Genomic DNA, 26,007 nt, shown 5'->3' with positions numbered 1-26,007 from the left:
AACAAGCACACCGCTATGCCAAAAGGCCACTGACTTTACGTTGGCTAGCGTCAAGGGAGCGCTTCATACTTCTCGACCAGAGCGTTGACCTGCGACTCGAAGTCCGCACCGCCGTACTTGGCAAAGTAACGAACCTCCACGATGACGTCGCTAAGACTCTCGATCAGCTCTTTCTGCGCTTCGTGACGCGGGAGCTTAAGGTGCCAATCGGACACCGCGCCGGTACCTTCGAATGGCAGGTAGCGGTCGTCGGTCTCGGGGGCGGAGACCAGCCCGATATCCTGGCTGGCCGAGGACAGGCAGACCTGCTGCCGCGGCCGCAGGCTCATCCTCACGAAGCGCCCATCGCCCGTGCCTTCGCTGTCGTGCAGCTCCGGCGACAGGAAGAGCACCCCACCCGAGCTCGGCTCGGCCAACAGTCGGCTCTGCGTCTGGGTCAGGGTCGCGCGGATGTTCTGGTAGGGCCCCAGCAGGGCGGGCAGTGTCAGCGCCACGCTATGCAGACGGCGCAGGTAGTGCCCAGGATAGTCCTGGTCGTACAGCATCTCCGACAGGCTGAACGCCAGCGCCCCTTGGCCTGCCAAGGCAGCGAGCACTTTGTCCCAATCTTCAAGCACCTCACCATTTCCATCGAAGACCAGTTTCTGGCCCACCAATGCCTGCAACGAAACTGTCTTGCGCAGCTCCAGGTGCCGCTCGTTGCGCAGCAGCGCCTCGGCCTCCAGCCGGTGCAAGTCCAGGCGCAGCTCGCCACCGGCATTCAGGCCATGGCGGTCCGCCTGCCAGATGGGGGTGCGAATGATCTGCCTGTCGTAGTTGCCCGTCTCGAACTGCCAGCAGGCCTGGGCACTGTTGCACAAGCTGACCGCCACATCGAACAGGGTCGCGTGCCAAGTGGTGGCCTGGGAGCGCAACCAGCGATACAGCGACACACTGGTGGATTTGTTCTGGTAGTGCGCATACAGCTGCTGGGCGTGCGCCAGAGCCTTGCGGCTGTGCGCCAACGAGGCCTGGGCGGCCAGCGTCGTGTGCTGTTGCGCTTCGAGTTGCTTGTCGATGACGTCCAGCTCCTTGCCGGCCAGCCTGGCTTGCAACTGCCATTCCTGGCGGCGACGGCGGTAACCTTCCGTTTCTCGCAACACATCGGCAGAGATAACCAAAGCGCCCGCTGCGATCTCCGCGATTAGCCCTGTTGCATTCAACGCGCCTTCGTACTCCTGGCCGCCGTTGGCCATACCAAAGACATTGGGCGCCATTGACGCCAACTGGGCCGCAGCATAGACAGCGCCCAGGCCCGTGGAGACACCGCGCCCCAGGGCGCTATTAGCGATCGCCGCCGTTTCCCCAGGCGATAGATTGTCTTCGTACAAGCGCTGGTAATGCGCCTGTCGCAACGCCGTGGCAGCACGTTGCTCCTTCAGCACGTCCTCATTCTTCTGTTGCTGGTTGAGCAACTGCTCCTGGATACCGATGGTGTAGCCGGCAATTTCCGCCGCCTGTTGGTACTGCATGGCTTCCAGTTCGGTGCGCTCTTCCAGTTCCAGGAAACTGCGCAACTGCTCGCCGTACTGGATCAACGCCGTCACCGTTTCCTGGGCCTTGGCCACCAGGGTGCGGAACCGGTAAGGCGGTACCACGGTGCGATAGCCCAGCAAGTGGGCCAGGTTGGCATTGCCGCCCATACGCGCCATCAGCAGGTCGAACGGATTCGCCGCGGGTGCATACAGCGGCAGTTCCATCGGGTACCCCTCGATGCTGAGGAAATGGCGCAGGTTGTAGAACCGCTGCGTCAGCAACTCCCAGATATCCAGCAGTTCCCGGTTGGCCGGCAGGCGGAAAGCCTCGTGCGCCGCCACGCCGGCCCAGAAGAACGTGGACAGTTGCTTGGGCAGGTTCTGCGGCATGACAGCGTGCGCGAGGTCTTCCCACTGCGTGCCGCCCGCTGGCGGGTGCAGCAGGTCGGATACGGTTTGCGGTACCCAGGTATTGATCGAGCGCGCATCCGGCGCCTCGCCCATCAGGTCCGCCGCCATTCGATACAGCAGCCAGGCATTGCCCAGGCTGTCTCGGGTTTGCCGACGATAAAGCAGGTCGGCTTCGCCGATCAGCAGGTTCACGTACTGTACGAATACCGCCTTGCGATAATGCGATGGGTTACGCAGCGCGATGACATGCGGGTCGATCAATTCGTGATCGGGCGCGGCGGCCTCGGTATCGTCCTGCATCAGCCATGCGCAGTTCCAATAATCGACACCGGGCGTTTCCGTTGGCGCTTGCTTGCTTTGTGGGTTGAAGATCAACTGCAGCCAGCTTCGGGCTTCGTCGAAACGCTCCTCCTCCTGCAAACGCGAGGCAATCAGGTGTGGCACATGGAAGAACAGTTCACGCAGGTACATGCCGTTGGCATCGTACACGTTCAGCAACGGGTCATCGGCAGATCTTCGCCTGGCCTGATACACCCCGCTGGTACTCGTCGACTCATAAGCCGGCTCCTGCAAATGCTGCGCGTCCCAGCCGAACACGGCCTGGGGAGCAACCTGGGCACGGTTGATCAGGTCCGGGACCTGTTGGGAATTCAAGCGTGCGGCCAGTGGTGAGCCTGAATCCTTGATGAAGCTGAGGACCAGGAAGTCTGTACCGGTGGCCTGTTGATGGATGTACGGCATATCCTCTATGCCGAGGGTGGATAGGGACGACCCCGTCAGCGTGAAGGTCGTTACGTCTTGACCGTCACGCCCGACCGTGAACACGATTTTCTCGTCTACATTGATGTCCCATGTATGGGCCACCCAGGGACTGGTGGCGGAGCCGTTGTAGCTGAACAGACCGGTCCACAGAGTTTCTGGGGGGGCCGTTACCTTCAACATCATGTCCTGTACGGTTGTAAACACAGGGAGCCCAATGATGAAGTTACTGTCAGAGACCAGCCCCCGCTGCACCTCTGACTCATCGACCTTGACCGTGAACCCTGCCCCTTCACGGACTTGTGCGGCGGTGTAGTTGGCCAGCGCGTTCATCAGCGGTACGGTCTGTTCAATCTCGATCGTTGCCTCATACCATCCATAGGGCTTCATATCGAATTTATCTTTGGACAGCGTCGTTATTGAGCCCGTCCCATGCGATAGCGTGAGTGTGGTAAACCTGGGGCTTGAGATGGTCAAACAGCGCAATTCGAGTTTATTAAATTTATTGGAACGAACCTGAAACTGGCCTAGACTGCCCGCAAACTCAACCATCGAACCACTCAAGTTCAATGCATGTATCAGTAAGTACTTGAGCACCTGAGTGGAGCGTGCACGCAAATACAGTTGGTAACTATCTTTACCCAACTGCAGCAGAAGGACATCAAGCTCCATGTAGCTGTCTATACTATCCGACTCGACACGCTCAACTTGCCAGTCACTGGAACTCAGGCGACGCTGCAAATTCAACTTACCCGTCTCGTCACTGAAGTGTTTGAACAGTGCCCCCATGAGGCCGCCCGTGTGACCCTCATCGGGCGGGAAGTCCACATCCACCGCTCGCTTCAGTACATCGCGCTGAACGACATACTTTTCTGTGTAAATGGCTTCAGTCTGCGTGGCAAGCGCAACATACAGCTGGTCATTGCTACCCTGTGCACGCCCCAGTGCCAGTGCCAATAACCTGTAGGACGCCCAGTCGAAAACGCTTTCTTCGAACGCTTTCTGCGTAGGGGGTCGTTCTATATGCTCACTCCAGAGCATCTCCGGTACCGACCACACGTTATCCAGCCCCAGGTAGATGATCTCGAGCTTCAGCGTGTAACGCTCCAGCTCATCCCCGTCGGTGTCTGGCACCATGACCGGCGCCGCATAATGCAACCAGACCAAGTGCAGGCGCCCACAAAACAGAACCAGCCGGGCCAGGACCACCGTGGTCCCGGCAGGCACGGGTACCGGCTGCCATTCCGTCCAGGCGTCTGGCTGGATGTAGGTGGCGTTAGCGTCCAGGCGCACATCGACCTTGCGCCAGTAATACTGGGGAGGCGAAGCGGTATCCTTGCCCAGCAAGTAGTAGTCCGAGTGGGCAAAGGCGTAACCTTTAAACCGCGACCCATCAAGATTATCTTCGCGGTAATCAATGTAACCGGACTGCACCCGAATACTGTTCTGGTGCTCATAGCCCTTGAGATAAGTCAGCAACGCGTTCTGTACCGCGGCGTCGGTTATCCGCCCCTGGCTCAGGTCGTTTTCCAATGTCTGGAACAGTGTGGTCTTGTCCAGCCTCAGGTCGGCGCGGATGTAGTTCTCGGGGTAATCTTCCAGCATCTGGTACGCCGCCCAGATCGAATAGTTCGACATGGCCTGCTGCCAGAACGTGATCATCTTCGGATCGAAATCCTGCGGATACCCAGGCTCGAGGTTGTTGAAGATCGCGTTGATATACAACTGGGTACAAGCCAGTGCTTCCGCCAGGTAAGACGTTGTCACCTTGGACGTAGCCTGGGTGTCCAGCATGAAGTAACGATCCAGGTGATCGGCCGTGATCATGTTCTGGGCGCCGGCTTGCAACTTTTCCGGCAACACATGATGGATCACATAGGCACTCAGCGCGTCGCGCCACTGCTCGGCCAGGGCATGGGTCAATTCACTGTTCATGGAAACCTCTGTAAATAGGGCACAGGATGAAAGGCCTACGGTCTTTTCAAGGCTGGTTTGACAACAACATCAGTCCATATCGGTTCGACCAATTGCTTGCACCAGAGCCCAAGTCTCAGTTCCACATCATTTCGCAGCCCCGTGTTTTTTATTAAAATCACCCAACTCACGCTTCGTCCCTGGAATCCAGTGTCTTCGCCTAGCAACGGCTCGAATGTCAAACCCAAGGAGGTATCCGAGTCGCGGCCAGAGTAGTGAAGTTGCATACTATTCACCAACAGTGGATGATTTTCGGGCAACGTATAAGTCAGTCTATATTTCTGTTCAAGTGCCTCATCCTGAACGAAAGTGATCAGATCGACGACTGCTTCGCCGGTATTCTCGATTTCCAGCTCTAGAGGTGGCATGACACGCACTTCAGCAAACTCGTGGGGGGCCTGACCGCGCACCGTTGCAATAACAGTGCGTGGCCCTTCCGTTGTGCCTCTCAGCGCGAAGCGTGCGATGCCATCCGACCCGGTAACCGTAAGAACATGATCTCCCGTTTCTTCCTTGATATCCCAATCAACCGGGTACCTGGCAACGGGTATGCCCTCGTTGGTCTTGACATGAACCTCATACTCGCCAGCTTCGATGCCGTCCGTAATTGGCCACTTCTCGCTACCCACGTAGCTGATATCGTTGGCATCGGCCAACACATCGATGGACAACGTTTGCGAGTGGTACTCCTTCTCGCGTCCATCCACTTCCGTCACGAGCGCGGCGGTCACGCTCAGCGTTCCTGCCGCAGCGCCCTTCACGACAGCCCTCGCCTTGCCGCCTGCATCACTGTCACCTTCTGGATCGATCGTGAGTGACGGCACCGAGCGCCACGTTACCTTCTGCCCTCCGACAGGCTGGCCATCCAGGCCCAATATCGTCGCCTCGACCTGGATATCGTCACCCGCAACGGTCCAGGACGTCAGCATGAGCGAACCGACGTATGGCTTGTTCTCGAAGCCCACCATGAAGCCTTCGGAGCCGTCGTCTCCGGGCGCATACCAGGCCGTCACGATGCCTTCGCCGTCGCTCTGGCTTCGCAGATCGATGGCACTGCGGCCCTCATTGTCCGTCAGCGTTTCCCCTGCTGTGGTATCGACGAAATAGCCGATCTCGGTGGCCCAGTTGATCCGTCTGTCGATACCCACGTTGCCATGATCGTCCACCAGCGAGGCCACAAACCTGTAGACCCCCACCCCCCCTGACAATGCCTTGGGCTCCGAGCTGTCCGGCTTACCTAGAATTGGAAGCAACCGCAGTGAAGCCTCGTCGCAGTCGATAATCACACCAGGCGCGATGGCCTGGCTGTCCAGCAGGTAGGTCGCTTTCACATGGGCGATACCCTGCTGATCCCCGGCCTGCAGCGTTACCTGCGCCACGCCGTTCTCGTCGGTGTAGCTGTGGTTCTTGCGCAACCTCCCAAGGTCGGTGGACCAGGCAATGCGGATATCGGAGACCGGCTGGTTGTTCATGTCCAGCAAGGTCAGTGAGACGGTCGTTTCTTCGCTGCCTCCATTCATCTTGGCAATCAACCGCGATTCGCTCACTTCGCAACGCGACCTCAGGCTCTGGCGCAACTCCACCTCGTCGCGGCGCTGTTCGGGATCGCGGCGCAGGCTGCTGAGCATCTCCTGTGCGACGCCGCGGTACGCTTGCGTGTCGGAGTTGGCAGTGAGTCGGCTGAGTTTCATCAGCGACACTGCGCTCAGCCCGGTGCGCTCGCAGAGTTGCCGTGTATTCACCAGGGAGAGCAGTTGTACCAGATTGCGAATGATGCCATCGGGCGCCAACACGGCCGCCACATCGAGCACTTCGCGAATGCCCCACCCTAGCCAACTGGCAAGCTTGTCTGCGGCAACATCCTTGATCAGCCGTCGCTCATTGGCGGTGAGCTCTCCCAGCCCCTCGATCGCGGAAAAGTAGTCCAGCAACTGCCCTTCCGTTTGTTTGGCCAAACGCAAGCTGCGTGAGTACCGCTCGAGCAGATACAGCGTATGCAACGTCAGGGCTGTACTTCTGAGGTTGAAGCGCGGCCTTTGCGAGCGTTTCAGCAGGCTGAACAACAGCGCAGGGCTCAAGTTGAACTGCGTGGCGACCTGAGCGCATCGCTGCATGCGCAGGAGCAGCGGCATCATCGCTTTCAGGGATTCAGACTCGACCATGTCCGGGTTGAAGGCCACAACACTCTCCATGAGCGTGTGCACTCGCCCCTCGGCCCAGTAAATCACCGGAACCACTTTCTCGGTACTGAGCGCCAGCACATGTGACAAGCGCTCCTGCACGACGCCCCATTGCTGTGTGCGAATACGTAACACCACCCCCTTGACGAGCGCTTTCAAGCGTTCGTATTCCTCCAGTTCCAGCCCTGGTAGCCCGGCTTCGTCGTTAGCCAACTGATTGATGACCAGGTTGATATCTCGCTCGGCAAAGTTCTCGTAGTCGAGGTAATCGAAGTCCATCGAGCTGATACCGCTGTCCATGATCAAGCCGCTTTCATCCACGATCCGCGACAACTCCTTTATCCAGCGCTTGCCCACCAGCCGGGGAACGCCGGCTTCCTCCATGGCCTGATCGAAGTTGCGAAACGGCGCCAGGTCGCTCTGGAGCTCGATGAACAGGGCCCTGAACGCCTCGGGCACGATGTCCGGCGTCTCGATCGGCAGCAATTGCTGGACCAGCCAGCTGATAGGCAGTTGCTGCTCCTGGCACCAGAGCACGCATTGGCAGATGGCATAGGTGACGTTGACGGTATCCGTGCGCGAGAAATGCTCATACATGGCATTGCTGGGAATGCCCGCCAGCCGCAGCGTATAGAGGCCTTCCGGGCTCAGGACCTCCATCAGCGACATCAACTCGATCGTTGTGATCGAGAGCAGCCTGGCCAGCAAGGTAATCCGATAGAACGCACTGAACAGCCTGATCGAACGCTTCTGTTCCTCGCCGCCCTGCCCCTCCATGACGACCCGGGACAGGTAGCGGAAGGTTTCCATGTTGATACCCAGACCACGGCACAACAGATCGATGGTGCGTTTGCTCTGCGCATCCTCACCATCGAGATTGAACTGAGTATCATCGATCTGCAGCGGCGTGACGGCGTCGGTGTTGAACACACGGTCGAAGTGGCTGCGTTTCTCGCCAATGGCATGTATGCCCATGTCCGACATCAGCGCGGCAAACTCTTCGGCACTGCACGAGAAGCGTTCACGCAAGAACTGGAACAACCCTAGCCCTCTGACGGTATTGACTGTCATCCATAGCGGCTCGTCATCTAGGTCTGACCGCCTGAGCTCCGCCTGTTCACGCCTTTCCGCATCGATGATCGCGCACACCACCTGGTCGGCTTCCGCGTAGGAAAGCTTTAGCGCATGGGCCAGGCGCACCAGGCGGTTGAGCCGATCACAGCGGTCCTCGGACAAGTTCCGGAATCGATGGTGTTCGGGGGCGTCGGGATCACTTTCGACTGAAACGGGGTCTGATACGCCGCCATTCAGGAACCGCGCACCGAACTCACCAGGGCTGACCGTTGCCCCAGCCTTACCGGCATTCTCCGACAGCGAGGGCGCGTATGCTGCCAAACCGAACAGCGACTCCATTTCGTCTTGCGTCATCTCCAATGCCTGACAGAAGTTCACCACATTCTGCAACGTCGGGTAGCCCACTACGCCGAAGTTGCTCCGATAGAACGTGGTGGCTGTTTCCAACACTCGCTCTGCAAGCTGCAGCGCATTCTTCGCCGGCAACGCCAGCAACCGACGCGTCTGCGGATTGAACTGTACGCCTCCGGCCCCGCTGAAGTAGGGAGGCTCCAACAGAATGGCGCGCAAGGCCGGCCCAAGCGAGGAGTTCTGCTGCAAGGCCATGTTCGAGATCGTCGAGTTGGCACCTGGCTGGATGAAGTAGGGGCTGTCGATATCCGACAGGTGCGTGAGGTCGCTGATGTGCAGCTGGTTGAACGCCAGTACCGTGCGGATCTGCTCCCAGTAGGCTTCGTAGGGGAAATGCCTGAACGGGTACCGCACTTCGAGCAGCTTGTCTTCGACGGAAGTCAGGTCCTGCCCCTTGCGCTGGTCGTCGATTGCGCGCGCCATCACATCGTTGACGATTTCGACCTGGGTCACCTCCTGGTTCATGGTCTGTTCGTCGATCAACAGGTCGAACAGGTCGGGGCGCCGGGTCTCCAAGCGCAGGACTTTGTCTTGGTCACCCTGCAATTCGATATGGTCACGGGCAAAGGTCAACATATCGATCAGGTAGGCCGCCGGTGACGTGGTGGCATCCACGGCGCCGGGGTGGGTGTGATTGTCCCAAGAGGGGTTGAACTGGTTTTCGAAGGTGGGGCCGCTGTTCAGCACCAGGGAGCCTTTCATTTCATCCGCTGCTCGGCGGATGCCCGAACTCAGGCGCTTTTCCCGGAACGCGCGCATCATGGCCGCTGCAGCAACGTCGAGGCGGGCCTTGAGCCGCGTCGCCTCGCTCGCGCGAAGCGGGGGGTAGAGCGCCATCAACGATGTGGGCGTCTTGCGCTGCAAGTCCAGAACCGATGCCTGGGCGAAATTGCCGCCAGCGAGCTTGGCTTTGATCCCAGGCTCTGTATCGAGAATTTTCTCGATCAATGCATCTTGCTTGCGACCCTTGCGTTTGGTCATGTTGCCCCCTTGGCATCCTGGACGTGAGCGCCCCCGACAACCCACCCGTGGCAGCGCTGTTGTGGTTTACGCTGGATGCTAGGCCTGCACCGCGATTCGAGAAACTGGCAAAAATGCCAGGTACGCGGTACTTGAACACATGAAGGAAACGCAAAGCGCCCTCGCCCATCGCGTCGCCTGGTTCGCCGGTAAAGCCGGCGCCTACAGGGGCCGCGCCGAACTTGCCGGCGAACAAACCAAGGCGATAGCTCACGCCAGACCGCGCACAGGGTCCCCAGTTGCACACAAAAAAAATCGCGAACCCGACACCCTTCCCCCTGGTGCGCAGTTACAGGGGGAAGGCCATCCGGCCCGCGATGAAGTCCAGCTTGCTCCGTCAGTCTTTCTTGCGATAACCCTCGACGATCGCCGAGAAGTCCTTGCCGCCCTCGCCGCGCAGGCTCATGGCCTGGTACAGCTGCTGGGCCAGCGCGCCGAGGATCACTGGCTGGTGCGCCTGGCGCGCGGCTTCAGTGGCCAGCCCCAGGTCCTTGAGCATCAGCTCGGCGCCGAAGCCGCCGGTGTAGCCGCGTGAGGCCGGGGCGGTCTCGATGATGCCCGGCCACGGGTTGTAGGTGTCCGAGCTCCAGCAGCGCCCGGTCGAGCTGTTGATGATGCCGGCCAGCACCTGGGTGTCGATGCCCAGCGCGTTGCCCAGGGCCATGGCCTCGGACACACCGATCATCGAGATGCCCAGCAGCAGGTTGTTGCATATCTTGGCGATCTGCCCGGTACCGACCTCGCCGCAATGCACGATATTGCGGCCCATCTGCGCCAGCACCGGCTGGAGCGTGGCGAACAGTTCGGCGCTGGCGCCAACCATGAAGGTCAGGGTGCCGGCCGCCGCACCGCCGGTACCGCCGGAGACCGGCGCATCCCCCATGTCGACACCTTTGGCCGCCGCGGCCTTCGACACGTCACGGGCGGTCTGCGGGTCGATGGTGCTGCAATCCACGGTCGGGGTGCCGGGGCGGATGCCGGCCAGCACACCGTTCTCTTCGTCCAGGTACACGCTGCGCACATGGGCAGCCGCGGGCAGCATGGTGAGCACCAGCTCGCTGTCGGCGGCGGCCGCGTTCGGCGATGCGCTGACCTGCCCGCCCAGCCCGGCAAGCTCCGCCAGCACGGTCTGGTTCAGGTCGACGAGGTTGAGCTGGTGCCCAGCCTTGATAAGGTTGCGGGCCATGGGCGCGCCCATGTTGCCCAGGCCGATGAATGCGATACGCATGGCGTTCTCCTTTGAGCAGGCTGATGGCTTAGCGCAGGCTGATGGTGGTGTTCACACCGTCGTTGACACTGTCGTCGTCGAACCAGCGGGCGGTGACGGTCTTGGTCTGGGTGTAGAACTGCACCACTTGCTTGCCGTACGGGCCGAGGTCGCCGAGCTTGGAGCCGCGCGAGCCGGTGAAGCTGAAGAACGGCACCGGTACCGGGATCGGGATGTTGATGCCGACCTGGCCAATATCGATCTCGCTCTGGAACTTGCGCGCCGCCGCGCCGCTTTGGGTGAACAGGCCGGTGCCGTTACCGAACGGGTTGGCGTTGACCAGGGCAATGGCCTCGTCGAGGGTGTCCACTTCCAGCGTCACCAGCACCGGGCCGAAGATTTCCTGGGTGTACACCTGCATGTCGGTCTTCACCCCGGAGAACAGGGTCGGGCCGATGAAGTTGCCTTGCTCGTAGCCCTGCACCTTCACGTCACGGCCGTCGAGCTCGAGCGTGGCGCCTTCCTTGATGCCGCTCTCGATCAGGCCCAGCACACGCTCCTTGGCGCGTTTGGAAACCACCGGGCCGACATCGGTGCCCGGCTCGTTGCCGGCGTTGACCTTGAGCTTGCTCGCCGCGTCCTTGATATCCGGCAGCCACTCGCGGGCCTTGCCCACCAGCACCGCCACCGAGGTGGCCATGCAACGCTGGCCGGCCGCGCCGAAGGCGGCGCCGACCAGGGCGTTGACGGTCTGCACGCGGTTGGCGTCGGGCAGCACCACGGCGTGGTTCTTGGCGCCCATCATCGACTGCACGCGCTTACCATGCTGGCTGCCCAGGTTGTAGACGTGGGTACCAACCTCGGTCGAACCGACGAACGAGATCGCCTTGATATCCTTGTGGGTGCAGATCGCATCGACCACCTGCTTGCCGCCGTGCACCACGTTGAGCACGCCGGCCGGGATGCCGGCTTGCAGCGCCAGCTCGACCAGCATCATGGTCGACAGCGGGTCCTGCTCGGACGGCTTGAGCACGAAGGTGTTGCCACAGACGATGGCCATCGGGAACATCCACAGCGGGATCATCGCCGGGAAGTTGAACGGGGTGATGCCGGCGCACACGCCGATCGGCTGGCGCAGGGTGTAGGTGTCGACACCGCCGGCGACGTTCTCGGCGAACTCGCCCATCTGCAGGGTGCCGATGGACGCAGCGTGCTCGACCACTTCCAGGCCGCGGAAGATATCGCCCTCGGCGTCGGCAATGGTCTTGCCCTGCTCGGCGCTGAGGGTGACGGCGATGCGCTTGCTGTGCTCGCGGATCAGCGCCTGCAACTTGAGCATGATGCGCATGCGCGCACCGATGGGGGTGTCGCGCCAGGTCTTGAAGGCGCGCTCGGCGGCGGCCACGGCGGCGTCGACTTCCTCGGTGGTGGCGAACGGCACTCGCGCCAGCACCTGTTGCGTGGCCGGGTTGACGATGTCGCGCCATTCGGTGGTCTTCGACTCGACCCATTGGCCGTCGATCAGCAGCTTGACCTGTTCGACCTGGGTATGGGCGGGTGCCTGGGGTGCGTTCATCTGCGCTCTCCTTGGAATTATTGTCGGAACGAAGACGCCTACGCCGGAGCGAACACGGGGTGGCGCTTGGGGGCTGAGTTCGAGTATAGATGTGCAAACATCCAACAAGAATGCACAAAAAAACCGGATCATCATGCAAAAAGACCTCACCTCCCTGAGCGCGCTGAACTGGGACGACCTCAAGTTCTTTCTTGAGGTAGCGCGCACCCGCAAGGCCAGCAGCGCGGCCAAGCGCCTGGCCGTGGACTACACCACGGTGTCGCGGCGCATCGGCTCACTGGAAGGGGCGCTGGGCACTTTGCTGTTCGAGAAATCGCGGACCAACGGCTTCGTTCTTACTGCCGAAGGCCAGCGCTTGCTGGGCTATGCCGAGTCGATCGAAAGCACGTTGCACATGGCCTGCGAGCAGGTCTCGGGCTCGGGCGTGGCCTTGTCGGGGCATGTGCGCATGGGCTGCACCGAAGGTTTCGGCAGCTTCTTCGTCACCCCGCAACTGAGCCACTTCGTCGATGCCTGGCCGGCGATCTCGGTGGATATCCTGCCGCTACCGCACTTCATCAGCCTGTCCAAGCGCGAGGCCGATATCGTCATCGCCCTGGAGCGCCCCGAACATGGCCCGTATGTGTGCTGCAAGCTGTGCGACTACCGCTTGCGCCTGTACGCGACCCAGGGCTATCTCGACCGCCATGAGCCTATCCGCGAAGTCGTCGACCTGGCGCGCCACCCGTTCATCAGCTATGTGGACGACCTGGCGTTCAGCTCGGAGCTGCTGTACCTGGCCAACCTGATCCCCAACGCCAACGCGCACCTGCGCAGCACCAGCGTGATTGCCCAGTACACGGCGGCGTTACAAGGGCGTGGGCTGGCGATCCTGCCGTGCTTCCTGGCGGCGCAGGATCCGCGGCTGGTGACGGTGTTGCCGGAGGAGATCGAAGTAACGCGGCAGTTCTGGATGTACTGCCGGGAGGATCTGCGCAAGCTGAAGCGGATCACCTTGCTGTGGGATTACATCCGTGAAGTGACCGAGGCCAATGCGCCGTTGCTCATGGGGGAAACCCGCGAGATGAAATTCGCTCAGGATTGATTGGGGCTGCAAGTCCTCTGTAAGAGCGGCTTTAGCCGCGATGCAGGCATCGCGGCATCTGGCACCCGCCTTGCGGGTGATCGCGGCTAAAGCCGCTCCTACAGAGGCCACGCCAGGTCAATTAGCGCCGGCTTGCCGGCGAACAGGGCCCGTCAATCCGACGCCACCACGATCGACACCCGCCGGTTTTCCAGGCGCCCGGCGCTGGTGCGGTTGTCCGCCACCGGCTGGCTGCTGCCCAGCCCGCGAGTCTGGATGTTCTGCGGCTGCATGCCGATGCCGATCAACGCCTTGGCCACGCTCTGGGCGCGGCGCTCCGACAACTGCTGGTTGTAAGCCGCCTTGCCCGAGGCATCGGCATGGCCATCGATGCGCACGCGCTGGATATCCACCGACAGCAACGCCTTGCCGATGCGCTCGACGATCGATTCGCTGGCGCTGTTGAGGCTGTCCAGGTCACTGCCGAACAGCACCTTGCCCGACAGGTCGAACGCCCAGCCCTCGTCGGTCGGGGCAAAGCCCTCGCGTTTGAGCACGGCCACCTGCTCGGGGGTCAGCCCCTTGGGCGGCACGCTTTGGCAAGCCGTGAGCGTGAGCAGTGCCAGCAGCACGGCCATAACGGGAAAACGCAGGGAAGTTAGGCGGTAGATCACGGTTCAGCTCCTGTTCTTAACGTCAGTGGCGCAGCGTTCCGGCTGGGCCACTTGCCAATGGCCACGGCGCTTGCGCTTGGCCTGGTACATCGCCGCGTCGGCGGCATTGAGCAGACTGGCCGGGTCTTGGCCGTCGTCCGGGTAATAGGCGATACCGACACTCAGCGAGGTGGTGATGCTGTTGCCATCCTCCAGCTGCACCGGCAGCTTCATGCTGGCGACGATCTTCTCGGCGATGCGCTCGGCGTCCTCGCGCGCCTGCAGCGGCGATAGCAGCACGGCGAACTCGTCACCGCCCAGGCGCGCCACCAGGTCATGCTCGCGCAACTGCGCACGCACCCGGCTGGCGACGCTGATCAGCACCTGGTCACCCACCGCGTGGCCGAGGCTGTCGTTGATCTGCTTGAAGTGATCGCTGTCGAGGAACAGCAACGCCAGGTGTTCCTGCTGGCGGGCGGCGTTACGCAGGCTGCGGGTCAGGCGGCCCTCGAAGAAGCCTCGGTTGGGCAAGCCGGTCAGGCTGTCGTGGCTGGCCTGGTGCGCCAGGGTCTCGTTCTCGCTCTGCAGGTGGCTCTGCCAGACCTCCAGTTCGTCGAGCAGCGCATTGAAGTCGTTGCCCAGCTCGTTGAGTTCGGCGATCTGGGTTTCCGGCACGCGCCGGTCGAAACTGCGCTCGCGCCGGGCGGCGTGGGCAACGCTGGCCAAGTGGCGCAACGGGCGGATGATGTCGCCGAACAGGCGGCGCGACAGGTAAAGGGCGAGCACCGCGCTAAGCACGGTGCACACCAGGATGCCCACCAGGCCGCTGAGCAGGAAACGCACCAGGCTGCCGCCCTGCCCGGTCAACTCGATATGGCCGACCTTCTGGCCCATGTGCTGCACCGGCAGGTTGATCGGTTCCTCCAGCAGGCTGCGCGCCACCTGGCTCTGCAACTGCGCCATCATCCCCTGCTCGTCGCGCTGCCAGTGGGCGAGCAAGTCACCGTCGTTGCCATAGACCTTGGCGTCGGCGATTTCTTCGGTGGCGGCGATCAACGCCAGGGCTTCATTGGCTGCGGCACTGTCGTCGAAGACCACGGCGGCCTCGACGGTGTAGTTGATGGAACGGGCGATCAAGTGCAGGTTGTGGTTGGCGTAAACCCGCAGCGCCGCCACGCCCAGCAGGGTTACCAGCACACCGGCCAGGCCCGCGGCGAGCAGCGCCACGCTCAGGTGGCCGCGGCCGAGCACCGCGCGCAGGGTCGGCCGGCTGAAACGCCGCTTCATGGCTGCCCCGCCCGGCGCCGCGACAGCTGCAGCACACTGGGGTGGATGCGCACACCGCTGCGTGCCACCGAATCGAGGTTGACGTCAAAAGCCACCTGCTGGTCGCCGACGCGCAGGCAGAACAGGCTGCCAACGGTGCACGGGTCATCGGCTTCACTGATGCTCAGCACCGGGTGGCTGTTGATGGCCTTGAACAACTGCTCGCGCTGGGCGTTGTCGAGCTTGCCGATGTACACCGCGTCGCAGCCACTGCCGACACTGGCATCACCGGCCAGCAAACGCCGTACCTGCAAGGCGTGCCCGGAATTCTGCACATTGCCCTTGATCAGGTCGTCCGCGTATTCGGTGGGGCCGACCAGGCACAAACGCAGGGGGTTGGGTTCGGCGGGCCAGCGCGCGTAGCTCAGAATGCCAAGCACAACCTGGGTCACGGCCTTGGCCCGCTGCTGGACCTGCGCATCCGACGCGGCGCTGCCCGCCCAGGCGGGAGCGCCGTTCGACAACAGCATGGCCGTCAGCAGCGAGAGCACACAGCCCATCACGCGTCTCAAGGCCGAGACAGCCACTGTCATGGAGGGAAATCTCTCAGAAGGTTTCCGGATAATGCCGCAACGATAGCACACCGCGTCGCTACACCCGCATCACACCTGTTCCAGCATCAGGCCGGAGACACGCCTGACCTTGCGCCCGACAGCCTCCTCGAACACCCCGGCCCGTGGCTCGATCAGGCTGAAGCAGTGCTTGGCCCGGGTGATGCCGGTGTACACCAGTTCCTTGGTCAGCACCGGGTTGAGCGCATCGGGCAGCACCAGCGCAGTGTGGCTGAACTCCGAGCCCTGGGACTTGTGCACGGTCATGGCGAACACGGTCTCCACCTCGCTCAGGCGGCTGGGCAGGACAAAACGCACACCGCCACTGCCGTCGTTGCGCGGGAAGGCGACGCGCAGCAGGGCCTGGCCCTGATCGTCCGGCAGGCGCAGGGCGATGCCGATGTCGCCGTTCATCAGCCCCAGGCCATAGTCGTTGCGCGTCACCAGTACCGGGCGCCCCTCGTACCAGGCTTGCTGGCTGTCGATCAGCCCTGCATTGTGCAGCACCCGCGCCACCCGCTCGTTCAGGCCCTCGACGCCCCAGGCGCCCTTGCGCACGGCGCAAAGCAACTGGAAGTTCTCGAAGCTGCGCAACACGTCTCCAGCCCACAGCTCCCAACGTGGATCGTCAGCCAGGGTACCCGGTGGCGGGCGCAGGCGGCCAATGGCACGCAGGTAACCGCGATAGCCTTGCGGGCCTTCGGGGCCCTGGTCGAGACCATCGAGCAGCAAGCGGTCGAAGCGTTTGTCCTGAGCACCCGTCAGGCAGAAGACATCCCCTGAATTGCTCGTCAACAGCTCGCGAGCCTGCCGGGCCTGCTGACGGTTGACCAGACGCGCCAACTGGCCAATGCCGCTGCCTTCACCGAAGCGTCGGGAGTGGCGCAGCATGACGATCTGCTGGGCCAACGGGTTGCGCTGGCCATCGCCCGGCTTCAAGCCGATGCCACTGAGCGACTGCCCGCCCACCTGTTCCAGCCAGGCGAGGGTCTGCGGCCAGTAGCAGCCGTCTTCCGCATCGCGGCACAGGTCACCCAGCACCGCTCCGGCCTCCACCGACGCCAGCTGGTCCTTGTCACCCAGCAACACCAGCCGCGCATGGGGTGGCAGGGCATCGAGCAGGTTGGCCATCATTTCCAGGTCGATCATCGACGCCTCGTCGACCACCAGCACATCCAGCGGCAGCGGGTTGCCCGCATGGTGGCGGAAATGGCGAGAGCCTGGGCGGCTGCCGAGCAGACGGTGAACGGTGCTCACTTCGGTGGGGATGTGCGCGCGCACTTCTTCAGCCACCTGCAGCCGCTCGACTTGTTGCCCGATGGACTCGGTCAGGCGTGCCGCGGCCTTGCCGGTGGGCGCCGCCAAGCGGATGCGCAAGGGGCGGCCCTGCTCCACCGCAGGCGCCTGCAACAGGCCGAGCAAGCGCACCACCGTGGTGGTCTTGCCGGTACCGGGGCCACCGGTGATGACACTGAACCCGGCGCGGGTGGCCAGGGCGCAGGCCAGTTTCTGCCAGTCCACCTCGGCACCCGGCGTACCGCCTTCGAACAGCTGCGCCAGGCGCAGCGAGAGGTCGTCCTGCAGGGGTTGCAGGCAAGCCAGACGCTGGTGCAGGGCAGCGTCGATGCGTCGCTCGTAGGTCCAGTAGCGCCGCAGGTACAGGCGCTGTGCGCTGAGCACCATTGGCCGGGAGCGCTGCTCAATGGCGTCGCCATTGGCCACCAGAGCGCTTTCGTCGATGCGCTGCAGCCAGGTGCTCAGGTCAAGGCTGGCCAGCAGTTGCGAAGGCAGCAGCAATGGCCCGGCCAGGGCATCCCCTTCCGGGGGCAACGACAAGGCGAAGTCCGGCTCGGCCAGGGTCTGCGCCAGGTCCAGGCAGACATGGCCATGGCCCAGCTGATGGCTGGCCAAGGCCGCCGCCAGCAGCACCAGTGGGTCGCAGCCAGGGGCACGCTCTTCGAGAAAGCTCACGAACGCGCGGTCCAAGGCCCGCAGCCAGCCGCGCTCCACCCAACGGTCGAGCAGGGCCAGCAGGTCCTGGCTGTCGCGCAGGGGGGCCAGCGCACTCAGGTGCTCGGCTTGCAGCGCGGTGGGCAGCAGGTCATCGAGGCTTCGGCTCATGGCACGGCTCCGGCAAACAGGTCCTGCTGTTCGGGGGCATGGATCCCCTGGAACAACGCGTCCAGCGCCTCGATCAGCGCACGGGGCGGACGGGCGTGATACAGGCCGTGCCCCGCAGGCGTTACGCCACGCAGGAAGATGAACAGGGCACCGCCGATATGGCGGTCGTAATCGTAATCGGGCAGGCGGGCGCGCAACTGCCGGTGCAGGGCCAACAGGTAGAGCACGTATTGCAGGTCGTAGCGATGATCAAGAATCGCTTGCTCCATGGCCAGCGGCCCGTAGGCCTGGGCATCCGGGCCGAGCCAGTTGGATTTGTAGTCGGCCACGTAGTAGCGCCCGTCCAGTTCGAAGGCCAGGTCGATGAAGCCCTTGAACATGCCATTGAGCTGGGTCGGCTGCGCGCCCGGACGGGCCACGCCGCCATGGGTGTGGCGCAGCACCAGTTGGTCGAGCTGCACCGCATCGACGTTGTGGCTGGCGAACCAGAACTCCATCTCGATCTGGTACTGGCCCAGTTCGGCGAGGGTGAGGCTGGTATCCGCCAGCGGCATCGGCTGCACCAGCATCTGCTGCAACCACTGGGTGAGCGTGGGGATCCAGCCTTTCCAGTCGCGCCGGTTGCAGCGTCGGGCAACGGTGTCCGCGAGCCGATCCGGCTGTGCGGCGACCTCGGCGAAACCTTCATTGCCAGCCCACTCCAGCAGGCCGTGAAGGAAGGTACCGGGGTTCGGGCCTCGGGGGAAACGGTGGATATCACCCGCCTCGGCCGGTACTTCGCGCAATTGCAGGCTGTCCAGCACCTCGTCATCCAGCAGTTGCTGGGCCTGGGAGCTGTCGGCGACCAGGGTCTGGTCGCCCACGCGCAAGGCGCTGTAGGAAGCGATCCACCAGTGTTCAGCCGCCGCTCGTCGCGGCTTGCGTGGCGCCAGCAGCTCACGCTGGCTCTCGGGCATGCGATAGCACTGCACGTCCGCCTCCGGCACCGGCCCGCTGGCGATGGCCGGGCTGGTTGCGACCAGCGTCTGCAACCATTCGCTCAGTTCACCCGACGACTTCAATGCCAAGCCGCCGCCGAGCAGGTAACCCAGAGCCGAACGGTGCAACTGCGAGCTGCGCTGCGTACCGCGCTTGAGGTCGGCGACACCCAGCCAGCACGCATGCTGGGCACGGGTCAGGGCGACATAGAGCAGGCGCAGGTCCTCGGCCAGGCGTTCGTCGTCGGCGCGCTCGATCTGCTCGGCATCGGGGGTGAGCGTCAGGTGCGCCACGCCATCGTCGTCATGCCAGGCCAGGGGCAAGCGCTGGCCATCCACCGGTTTGCTGGTGCAGATGAACGGCAGGTACACCAGGGGATACTCCAGGCCCTTGGACTTGTGGATGGTCACCACCTTGACCAGTTGCTCGTCGCTTTCCAGGCGCAGAATCTGCTCCTCCCCCACCTGCCCGGCATTGGCCAGGTGCTCGGCGAGGTGACGAATCAGCGCCTGCTCGCCATCGAGCTCGCCGGCGGCCTGCTGCAACAGTTCGGCCAGGTGCAGCAGGTTGGTCAGCACCCGCTCGCCATCGCTGCGCGACATCAGGCCGCGCGGCAGCTGGAAGTCGTGCAGCAGGCGGCGCAGCATCGGCAGCACGCCCTGGCGCTGCCAGGTGTCGCGGTAGCGCCGAAAGCGCATCACCCAGTTCTCCCAGACCCGCTCATCCTGGTTCAACCGCTCCAGGTCGATCAGCGGCAGGTCAAGGGTGAGGCTGGCCAGGGCGGCCTTGAGCAGGCGCTCGGAATCCGGCTCGGCGCAGGCCTTGAGCCAGGCCAGCAGGTCATGGGCCTCCTGGGCGGCGAACACCGAGTCCTTGTCCGACAGGTACACGCTGCGTACATCGCGGGCGGCCAGTTCCGTGCGGACCAGCTGCGCCTCGCGGCCATCGCGCACCAGGATGGCGATATCGGAGGGCAGGCAGGGGCGCAGCGTGCCGTCCTTGTCGGCAAAACCACTGACACCCCGCTGCCCACCATTGAGCAAGGCCACGATATGGCTGGCGCAGCTGGCTGCCAGGCGCTGGCGGTAGAGGGTGTTGGAGACCGGCTCGTCGCTCTCCAGTTGCCAACAGTGCAAGGCCGCGCAAGGCTGGCCATCGACCAGCAGTTGCTCGGCGCGCCCCTTGGCGTGAACCTCGACGAAGGGCAACGGGTTGTCACCGTGGGCGCGGAACAGAAAGGCGCCGCGGCCTTCGCCACGTTCCTCGGCGTGGAGGAATACACGGTTCACCGCCGCGACCATGGCCTGGCTCGAACGGAAGTTGGTGTCCAGGCTGTGCAGGCGGCCGCTGGTGGCACGGCGCGCCGCCAGGTAGGTGTGGATATCGGCACCGCGGAAGGCGTAGATGGCCTGCTTCGGGTCACCGATCATGAACAGCCCGGTATCCGGGTTGTTCTCGCTGATGCGATAGATGCGCTCGAAGATGCCGTACTGCACCGGGTCGGTGTCCTGGAACTCGTCGATCAGCGCGACTGGAAATTGCTCGCGGATCAAACCGGCCAGACGCTCGCCAGCCTCGCTGCCCAGGGCATGCTGCAAGCGCAGGAGCATGTCGTCGAAGCCCATCTCCGCGCGGCGGCGCTTCTCCACTTCGAAGCGCGCCGACACCCACGCGGCGGCATGTTCGAGCAATCGGACATCGGGGCTGGCCAGCCCCTGCAACTGTTCGCGCAGGCTTTCCATGGCGCGCAGGGCTGGGTGGTCCGGAGGCTCACCGGACTTCCACGCCTCGGCCAGGCCGGCGGTGGTCAGCCGGGTGAAACCGGTGCCCAGGTCCAGCTCCATGGCCTGCTCATCGCCCGCCCAGGCGCGCAGCTTGTCGAACCAGGGCTCGAAGTAGCGTGCCTGTAATTTGCGGCCATCGGCCTGCTTGGCGGCCACGGCATCGCGGCACAGCTGTTGCAATTGATCCGCCCAAGCGCTCCAGGGCGCCTTGAGCTGGCCCAACTGCTCGGTGCGCAGGCGTAGGGTGGCTTCGATCAAGGCCTGGGGTTCAGCGTCGTCCTGCTCGCCGTGCACCCGGCCGAACAGCGGGCGGATACGCGGCAGCAATGCATCGGGGCTGCCCCAGTTGCCACGCACCCAGGCCAGTGCCTCGCCACGCATGGCATAGCAGAAACGTCGCCAGTAATCGCGCATCACTTGGCCGAGCAGTTCGCTGTGATCGGTTTCCAGGCTCTGGGTGAACAGGCTGCCGCTGTCGAAAGCGTGCTCGCGCAGCATTCGCTGGCACCAACCGTGGATGGTCGACACCGCGGCCTCGTCCATCCACTGCACGGCGATCTCCAGGCGGCTTGCGCAGCGCGGCCAATGTGCCTGTGGATAATCATCGCGCAGCTGGTGCAGCAGTGGGTCGGCATCATCCAGCTCATCACGGAAGAACCGCGCGGCCTCAGCCAGCCGTGTGCGGATACGTTCGCGCAGCTCCTTGGTGGCCGCGTCGGTGAAGGTCACCACGAGGATCTGCGGGGGCAACAGTTCACGGGCAAAGCCCTGCTCGCCGCCGTGCCCCAGGATCAGGCGCAGGTACAACGCCGAGATGGTGAAGGTCTTGCCAGTACCGGCGCTGGCTTCGATCAGCTGGCTGCCGTGCAGTGGGAACCGCAACGCCAGGGGGCGGGCTTGGCTCATTGGGCGCTCTCCGGGTTACCCAGGGTCTGCCAGGGTGCTGCGAACAGGGGGCGGTAAAGCGTCTCGCACCAGCCCTCGAAGGTCTCGTCCAGGGCGAGGGCGGCGAAGTCACGGTACTGGCGGGCCAGAGCCAGGCTCTCGCTGCGTTCGCCGTAGCTGATCTGCCCGTCACCTTCGTAGGCGCGGGTGGCAGCGGCCAGCGCCTTGTCCGGGTCTTCCTGGGCGAGCCAGGCGAACGCCGTCTTGGCCGCCACCGGCAGCGGGGTATTCATGCCGGCCTGGCGCGCCACCAGCAGCTCGCCCAGCCGCTCGCCGGCCTCGGCTTGCGGTAACGGGGCGAGCAGCAGGGTCAGGTCGCTGGCCACCAGTGCACTGTGCAAGGGGTAACCCGAGGCGCACGCGGCCAGGTGCATGACCCAGGCCGGGATCAACCGATGCCACTTCAGGCTGTTGCGCCCGGCACCGAGGGTATTGGGTACAGTGGCGATGCTCAACAGGCTCTGGTCCTCGGCCTGGTAGACACGCCCCAACCAGCCTTCCAATCGATGCGTGCCCTGCTTGAAATGAAGCGGTAAGGCGCCTTCGACCAACGTCGGCCAGCGCTGCAACAGCTGACGGTGGCGTTGCAACAAGTCCGGCAGCGGCTGGATCAGCTCGGCCTGCAACGCTTCACCGAAGCCGGCCAGGGGCAGCAGGCCGCAGGCCTGCAGGCGTCGGGCCTGGGCCTGCAGGGCACGCTCGGCGTTGTCCGGGTCGGCCAGCGCCGCGCCCAGCAGGCTTTCGCTCAAGCCATAACGTTGCAGCGCATCGAGGATGAAGGGTTCTTCATCCGGGGTCGGTGCTTCCAGCGCCTCGAAGAAGACCTTGAGGCGCTGGCTGAAGAAGTGCCGTACCGGGTGGCGCAGGAAGTCCTGCAACTGCACCAGGCTCAATGGCTCATCACTGCTGTAGGCCGATAGCGGTGTGTGCTGCGCAGCGTTGTCCGTGTCCTGCTGATGCAGCACCCGCCACTCATGGGCGAAGCTGAACAACGGGCTGCCTTTCTGGAAATAACGCAGGCTGAATGGCTGTAGCGGGTGTTCCTGGGTCAGTGCGTGCAACAACTGTTGGCCCGGGTCTTCCCGTTGCCCCTGCCGAGCTCCTGCCAGTTGCCAACCCGCGGCCAGGTGGTCGCGCAGCTGACCGACCAGAACCGAAGCGGGCCGTTCGCTGTTGTCGCGAATGCTGCGCCCGACCCAGCTGACATAAAGCTGGTCGCGGGCCGACAGCAGCGCCTCGAGCAACAAGTAGCGGTCGTCCTCCCGGCGTGAACGATCGCCCGGGCGGTAATCACTGGCCATCAGGTCGAAATCGAGTGGCGGCTGGGCGCGTGGGTAGTCACCATCGTTCATGCCCAGCAGACAGACCACGCGGAACGGGATGGCGCGCATGGGCATCAGGGTGCAGAAGTTCACCGAGCCGGCGAGGAAGCGCTGAGACAACTTGCCCTGGTCCAGGCCCGACAACCAGGCCTCGCGAACCACGGTGAGCGGCAACAGATCCTGCAGGCCGACCGCTTCGCAGGTCTCCAGCCAGGTATCGCGCAGGTCCTGGAGCTGGACCAGCAACAACTCGTCGTGGTCGTCTTCGGCCAGGAAGAATATCTGCAGCAAAGCATGCAGACGCTCGCCCCACTGTGTCGCCGTTGCCGGTTGCGAAAGCGCCTGACAGGCGATGTCCAGGGCATCGAGCAAGGCCACCAGCGGGCCGATCAGGGCCGCATCGAGCCCGCCGATTTCATCGTATGGCTCGATACCGTCGCAGCCTTCACCTACGCCAACCGCGTACCCCAGCAGCATGCGCCGCAAACCGAATCGCCAGCTGTTCTGCTCCAGCCCGTCAGGCAGCCCCAGGCTGGCGCGTTGCTCGGCGCTCAGGCCCCAGCGAATGCCGGAGCCTTCGATCCAGCGATGCAGGGTGGGCAGGTCGCTCTCTTGGATGGCGAAGCGGGCCCGTACTGCAGGAACATCAAGCAGGTCGAGCACCTCGCTGACGGCGAAACGGCTGTCAGGCAGTTTCAGCAGATGCTCGAGGGCAATCAGCAGTGGGTCACGCCCGCGTTGGCCCTGGTCGGTCAGGGTGAAGGGAATATAGCGGGGGTCGTTGCGCTCCAACTGGCCAAACACCGCACGGATGTGCGGGGCATAGGTGTCGATCGCCGGCAGCATGACGATGATGTCCCGGGGCCGCAGTGTAGGGTCGGCACTGAAACGAGCCAGTAACTGATCATGCAGGATCTCGACTTCGCGCTGGGGGCTGTGGGCCACATGAAAACGCACGGAGCGATCCTTCGCCGGATCGACCGCAGGCCATTGCTCACGGGTTTCTGCCAGTGGGCGCAGTTCGAGGATGTCGTCCTGGAGCTGGTTGAGCAGCGTCTGGGGATCAGCGTCGCTGAACAGATCGATGCGGCCGTCACTGAAAACTGTCTGGTAGCTACCCGGGTCGTCGTAGCTGTCGAGCAGGTTGATGTAGTCACGGCCCTGCTTACCCCAGGCGGCGAGCAGCGGGTGGGCGTGCTGGTGCAGCAGCTCGTCATCCAGTTGCAGGGGCGTGCCCTGCTTGCGCTGCTGGCGCTTGTACTGGTGACGCAGCAGGTCTTTGTCGGCAACGATATCGCCCCAGTGGTGGCGGCAAGGGTTGTGCACGCACAGCAGAACCTGGCTGAAACGGGCAAGGCCCGCCAGCGCCTCGAGAATCTGCGCGGGCAGCGACGAGATGCCGAACACGATCAGCCGGGCCGGCAAGCCGGCAGGCGCCTGCTCCAGGCTGTTGATGCGTTCGATGAAGCGCTGGTGCACACCGGCGCGGCTCTGGGCCATACCCTCTTCGCCTACATCTTCAAGCAGGATCCGCCACAGTTCGGCCTGCCAGCGGTTACCCGCCGCCAAAGGCTTGCGCTCACCGCGTGCAGTGTTGAGCACATGGGCGCCGGACGCCCAGTCCTTGAGCCAGTCGGCACGGTAGACCTGATACTGGTCGAACAGGTCGGCCAGGCGCTCGGCCAACTGGTAGCGCTTGCGCAGGTCACTGTCATCGGTGAGGAACCGGCGCAGGGGTTCGAAGTGCGGCAGCTCGATCACTTCCGGGAGCAGCCGCATCAGGCGCCAAGTGAGCGGCGCCTTGTCCAGCAGCGACACTTCGGGAATTTCGTCGCGCCCCAGCACGCGGCGGTACAGCTGCCACATGAAACTACCGGGCAATTGCACATCGATGGCGGCGGCGATGCCGCACCCGCCCTGGTCATCGTCCTGTGGATCCTCGGCCAGGGCCAGTTTCAGCCACTGGGCGATGCCGTTGCTCTGCACCAGGGCGATTTCGTTTTCCAGAGGCGCCAAAGGGTAGCGACGCATCACGCTCACCACCAGGTTGCGCAGGTCATCCAGGCGGTTGCCTTGGACGATCATGAAGCCTGGGTGAAGTGAGGTGGTCGTGGCCATTGGGGCTCTCTGGTAGGGCGGTGGTACTGGTATGGAACCTTATCACGGGGACGCCGCCCCTGTAGGCGCCAGCCTTGTCGGCGAAGAGCGCGCCGCGGTGGCTGGCACCGGCGGTGCCGGTGTTCGCCGGCAGGGGGCTGCGTTTCGATCGCGCAAAGACAAAACCCCTACCTGCTCGCGCAGATAGGGGTTTTGCGAAATGAATCTTGACGATGACCTACTCTCACATGGGGAAACCCCACACTACCATCGGCGATGCATCGTTTCACTGCTGAGTTCGGGATGGGATCAGGTGGTTCCAATGCTCTATGGTCGTCAAGAAATTCTGTTGCCAGAAGATCCAGATGGATACTCCAGCCAATTCGGATATGTGATCTTGTGGTTCGTCGCGAACTTTCGGTTCGTTTCGTCTTCACCACCGCAATTCGCATGAGCAAATTGCTTGGGTGTTATATGGTCAAGCCTCACGGGCAATTAGTATTGGTTAGCTCAACGCCTCACAGCGCTTACACACCCAACCTATCAACGTCGTAGTCTTCGACGGCCCTTCAGGGAGCTCAAGGCTCCAGTGAGATCTCATCTTGAGGCAAGTTTCCCGCTTAGATGCTTTCAGCGGTTATCTCTTCCGAACATAGCTACCCGGCAATGCCACTGGCGTGACAACCGGAACACCAGAGGTTCGTCCACTCCGGTCCTCTCGTACTAGGAGCAGCCCCTCTCAAATCTCAAACGTCCACGGCAGATAGGGACCGAACTGTCTCACGACGTTCTAAACCCAGCTCGCGTACCACTTTAAATGGCGAACAGCCATACCCTTGGGACCGGCTTCAGCCCCAGGATGTGATGAGCCGACATCGAGGTGCCAAACACCGCCGTCGATATGAACTCTTGGGCGGTATCAGCCTGTTATCCCCGGAGTACCTTTTATCCGTTGAGCGATGGCCCTTCCATACAGAACCACCGGATCACTAAGACCTACTTTCGTACCTGCTCGACGTGTTTGTCTCGCAGTCAAGCGCG

11 protein-coding genes and 2 rRNA genes (1 of these 13 cut by a window edge) are annotated in these 26,007 nt (G+C 63.1%); 1 reads left to right on the top strand and 12 read right to left on the bottom strand.

The window, feature by feature from the left end:
* Window positions 1–50 precede the first annotated feature (50 nt).
* The 4 genes from IM733_RS22625 to IM733_RS22610 all read right to left on the bottom strand — a co-directional run bounded on the left by IM733_RS22625 (window position 51) and on the right by IM733_RS22610 (window position 12,126).
* The gene (locus IM733_RS22625) at window positions 51–4,619 is read right to left on the bottom strand and encodes a neuraminidase-like domain-containing protein (RefSeq protein WP_248918546.1); all 4,569 of its coding nucleotides are present in this window, start codon (window positions 4,617–4,619) and stop codon (window positions 51–53) included.
* A gap of 35 nt (window positions 4,620–4,654) precedes the next feature.
* Window positions 4,655–9,304 (bottom strand): Tc toxin subunit A, encoded by a 4,650-nt coding sequence (locus IM733_RS22620; RefSeq protein ID WP_248918545.1) that lies wholly within the window; start codon window positions 9,302–9,304, stop codon window positions 4,655–4,657.
* A gap of 376 nt (window positions 9,305–9,680) precedes the next feature.
* Window positions 9,681–10,571, bottom strand: coding sequence for a 3-hydroxyisobutyrate dehydrogenase (gene mmsB, locus IM733_RS22615; RefSeq protein WP_248918544.1), 891 nt, complete (start codon window positions 10,569–10,571; stop codon window positions 9,681–9,683).
* A gap of 28 nt (window positions 10,572–10,599) precedes the next feature.
* Window positions 10,600–12,126 (bottom strand): CoA-acylating methylmalonate-semialdehyde dehydrogenase, encoded by a 1,527-nt coding sequence (locus IM733_RS22610; RefSeq protein WP_248918543.1) that lies wholly within the window; start codon window positions 12,124–12,126, stop codon window positions 10,600–10,602.
* A 133-nt stretch (window positions 12,127–12,259) separates the two neighbouring features.
* Between IM733_RS22610 and IM733_RS22605 the strand changes: the two genes are divergently transcribed.
* On the top strand, window positions 12,260–13,210 hold the full coding sequence (locus tag IM733_RS22605) for a LysR family transcriptional regulator (RefSeq protein ID WP_248918542.1): 951 nt from the start codon (window positions 12,260–12,262) through the stop codon (window positions 13,208–13,210).
* A 152-nt stretch (window positions 13,211–13,362) separates the two neighbouring features.
* Here IM733_RS22605 and IM733_RS22600 read toward each other — a convergent pair whose 3' ends face one another.
* The 8 genes from IM733_RS22600 to IM733_RS22565 all read right to left on the bottom strand — a co-directional run.
* Window positions 13,363–13,827: an OmpA family protein gene (locus tag IM733_RS22600; protein WP_248921222.1), complete on the bottom strand. Its 465-nt coding sequence runs from the start codon at window positions 13,825–13,827 to the stop codon at window positions 13,363–13,365.
* A gap of 39 nt (window positions 13,828–13,866) precedes the next feature.
* Complete coding sequence (locus tag IM733_RS22595; RefSeq protein ID WP_248918541.1) at window positions 13,867–15,129, bottom strand: diguanylate cyclase domain-containing protein; 1,263 nt, start codon at window positions 15,127–15,129, stop codon at window positions 13,867–13,869.
* Window positions 15,126–15,701, bottom strand: a complete 576-nt coding sequence (locus IM733_RS22590; protein WP_248918540.1) for a YfiR family protein — start codon at window positions 15,699–15,701, stop codon at window positions 15,126–15,128. The genes IM733_RS22595 and IM733_RS22590 overlap by 4 nt, the downstream gene beginning before the upstream one ends.
* A gap of 69 nt (window positions 15,702–15,770) precedes the next feature.
* Complete coding sequence (recD, locus tag IM733_RS22585; protein WP_248918539.1) at window positions 15,771–17,840, bottom strand: exodeoxyribonuclease V subunit alpha; 2,070 nt, start codon at window positions 17,838–17,840, stop codon at window positions 15,771–15,773.
* Window positions 17,837–21,508: an exodeoxyribonuclease V subunit beta gene (recB, locus tag IM733_RS22580; RefSeq protein ID WP_248918538.1), complete on the bottom strand. Its 3,672-nt coding sequence runs from the start codon at window positions 21,506–21,508 to the stop codon at window positions 17,837–17,839. The genes recD and recB overlap by 4 nt, the downstream gene beginning before the upstream one ends.
* Window positions 21,505–24,987 carry an exodeoxyribonuclease V subunit gamma gene (gene recC / locus IM733_RS22575; protein WP_248918537.1) on the bottom strand — a complete coding sequence of 1,161 codons (3,483 nt, stop codon included), beginning with the start codon at window positions 24,985–24,987 and terminating at the stop codon, window positions 21,505–21,507. The genes recB and recC overlap by 4 nt, the downstream gene beginning before the upstream one ends.
* Window positions 24,988–25,191: 204 nt before the next feature.
* Window positions 25,192–25,307: ribosomal RNA gene (gene rrf, locus IM733_RS22570) — 5S ribosomal RNA — on the bottom strand.
* A gap of 133 nt (window positions 25,308–25,440) precedes the next feature.
* Window positions 25,441–26,007 (bottom strand): 23S ribosomal RNA (locus tag IM733_RS22565); it runs 2,326 nt beyond the window's last position.

Origin of the sequence: Pseudomonas entomophila, from assembly GCF_023277925.1 — a bacterium.
Taxonomy (GTDB): domain Bacteria; phylum Pseudomonadota; class Gammaproteobacteria; order Pseudomonadales; family Pseudomonadaceae; genus Aquipseudomonas; species Aquipseudomonas entomophila_D.
Note: the sequence above shows the minus strand (reverse complement) of the source record. Positions and strands in the feature narration are given on the sequence as shown.

Coding starts and splice junctions, on each gene's coding strand:
- IM733_RS22625 (WP_248918546.1), bottom strand. CDS start 4,619: ATGAACAGTGAATTGACCCATGCCCTGGCCGAGCAGTGGCGCGACGCG.
- IM733_RS22620 (WP_248918545.1), bottom strand. CDS start 9,304: ATGACCAAACGCAAGGGTCGCAAGCAAGATGCATTGATCGAGAAAATT.
- mmsB (WP_248918544.1), bottom strand. CDS start 10,571: ATGCGTATCGCATTCATCGGCCTGGGCAACATGGGCGCGCCCATGGCC.
- IM733_RS22610 (WP_248918543.1), bottom strand. CDS start 12,126: ATGAACGCACCCCAGGCACCCGCCCATACCCAGGTCGAACAGGTCAAG.
- IM733_RS22605 (WP_248918542.1), top strand. CDS start 12,260: ATGCAAAAAGACCTCACCTCCCTGAGCGCGCTGAACTGGGACGACCTC.
- IM733_RS22600 (WP_248921222.1), bottom strand. CDS start 13,827: ATGGCCGTGCTGCTGGCACTGCTCACGCTCACGGCTTGCCAAAGCGTG.
- IM733_RS22595 (WP_248918541.1), bottom strand. CDS start 15,129: ATGAAGCGGCGTTTCAGCCGGCCGACCCTGCGCGCGGTGCTCGGCCGC.
- IM733_RS22590 (WP_248918540.1), bottom strand. CDS start 15,701: ATGACAGTGGCTGTCTCGGCCTTGAGACGCGTGATGGGCTGTGTGCTC.
- recD (WP_248918539.1), bottom strand. CDS start 17,840: ATGAGCCGAAGCCTCGATGACCTGCTGCCCACCGCGCTGCAAGCCGAG.
- recB (WP_248918538.1), bottom strand. CDS start 21,508: ATGAGCCAAGCCCGCCCCCTGGCGTTGCGGTTCCCACTGCACGGCAGC.
- recC (WP_248918537.1), bottom strand. CDS start 24,987: ATGGCCACGACCACCTCACTTCACCCAGGCTTCATGATCGTCCAAGGC.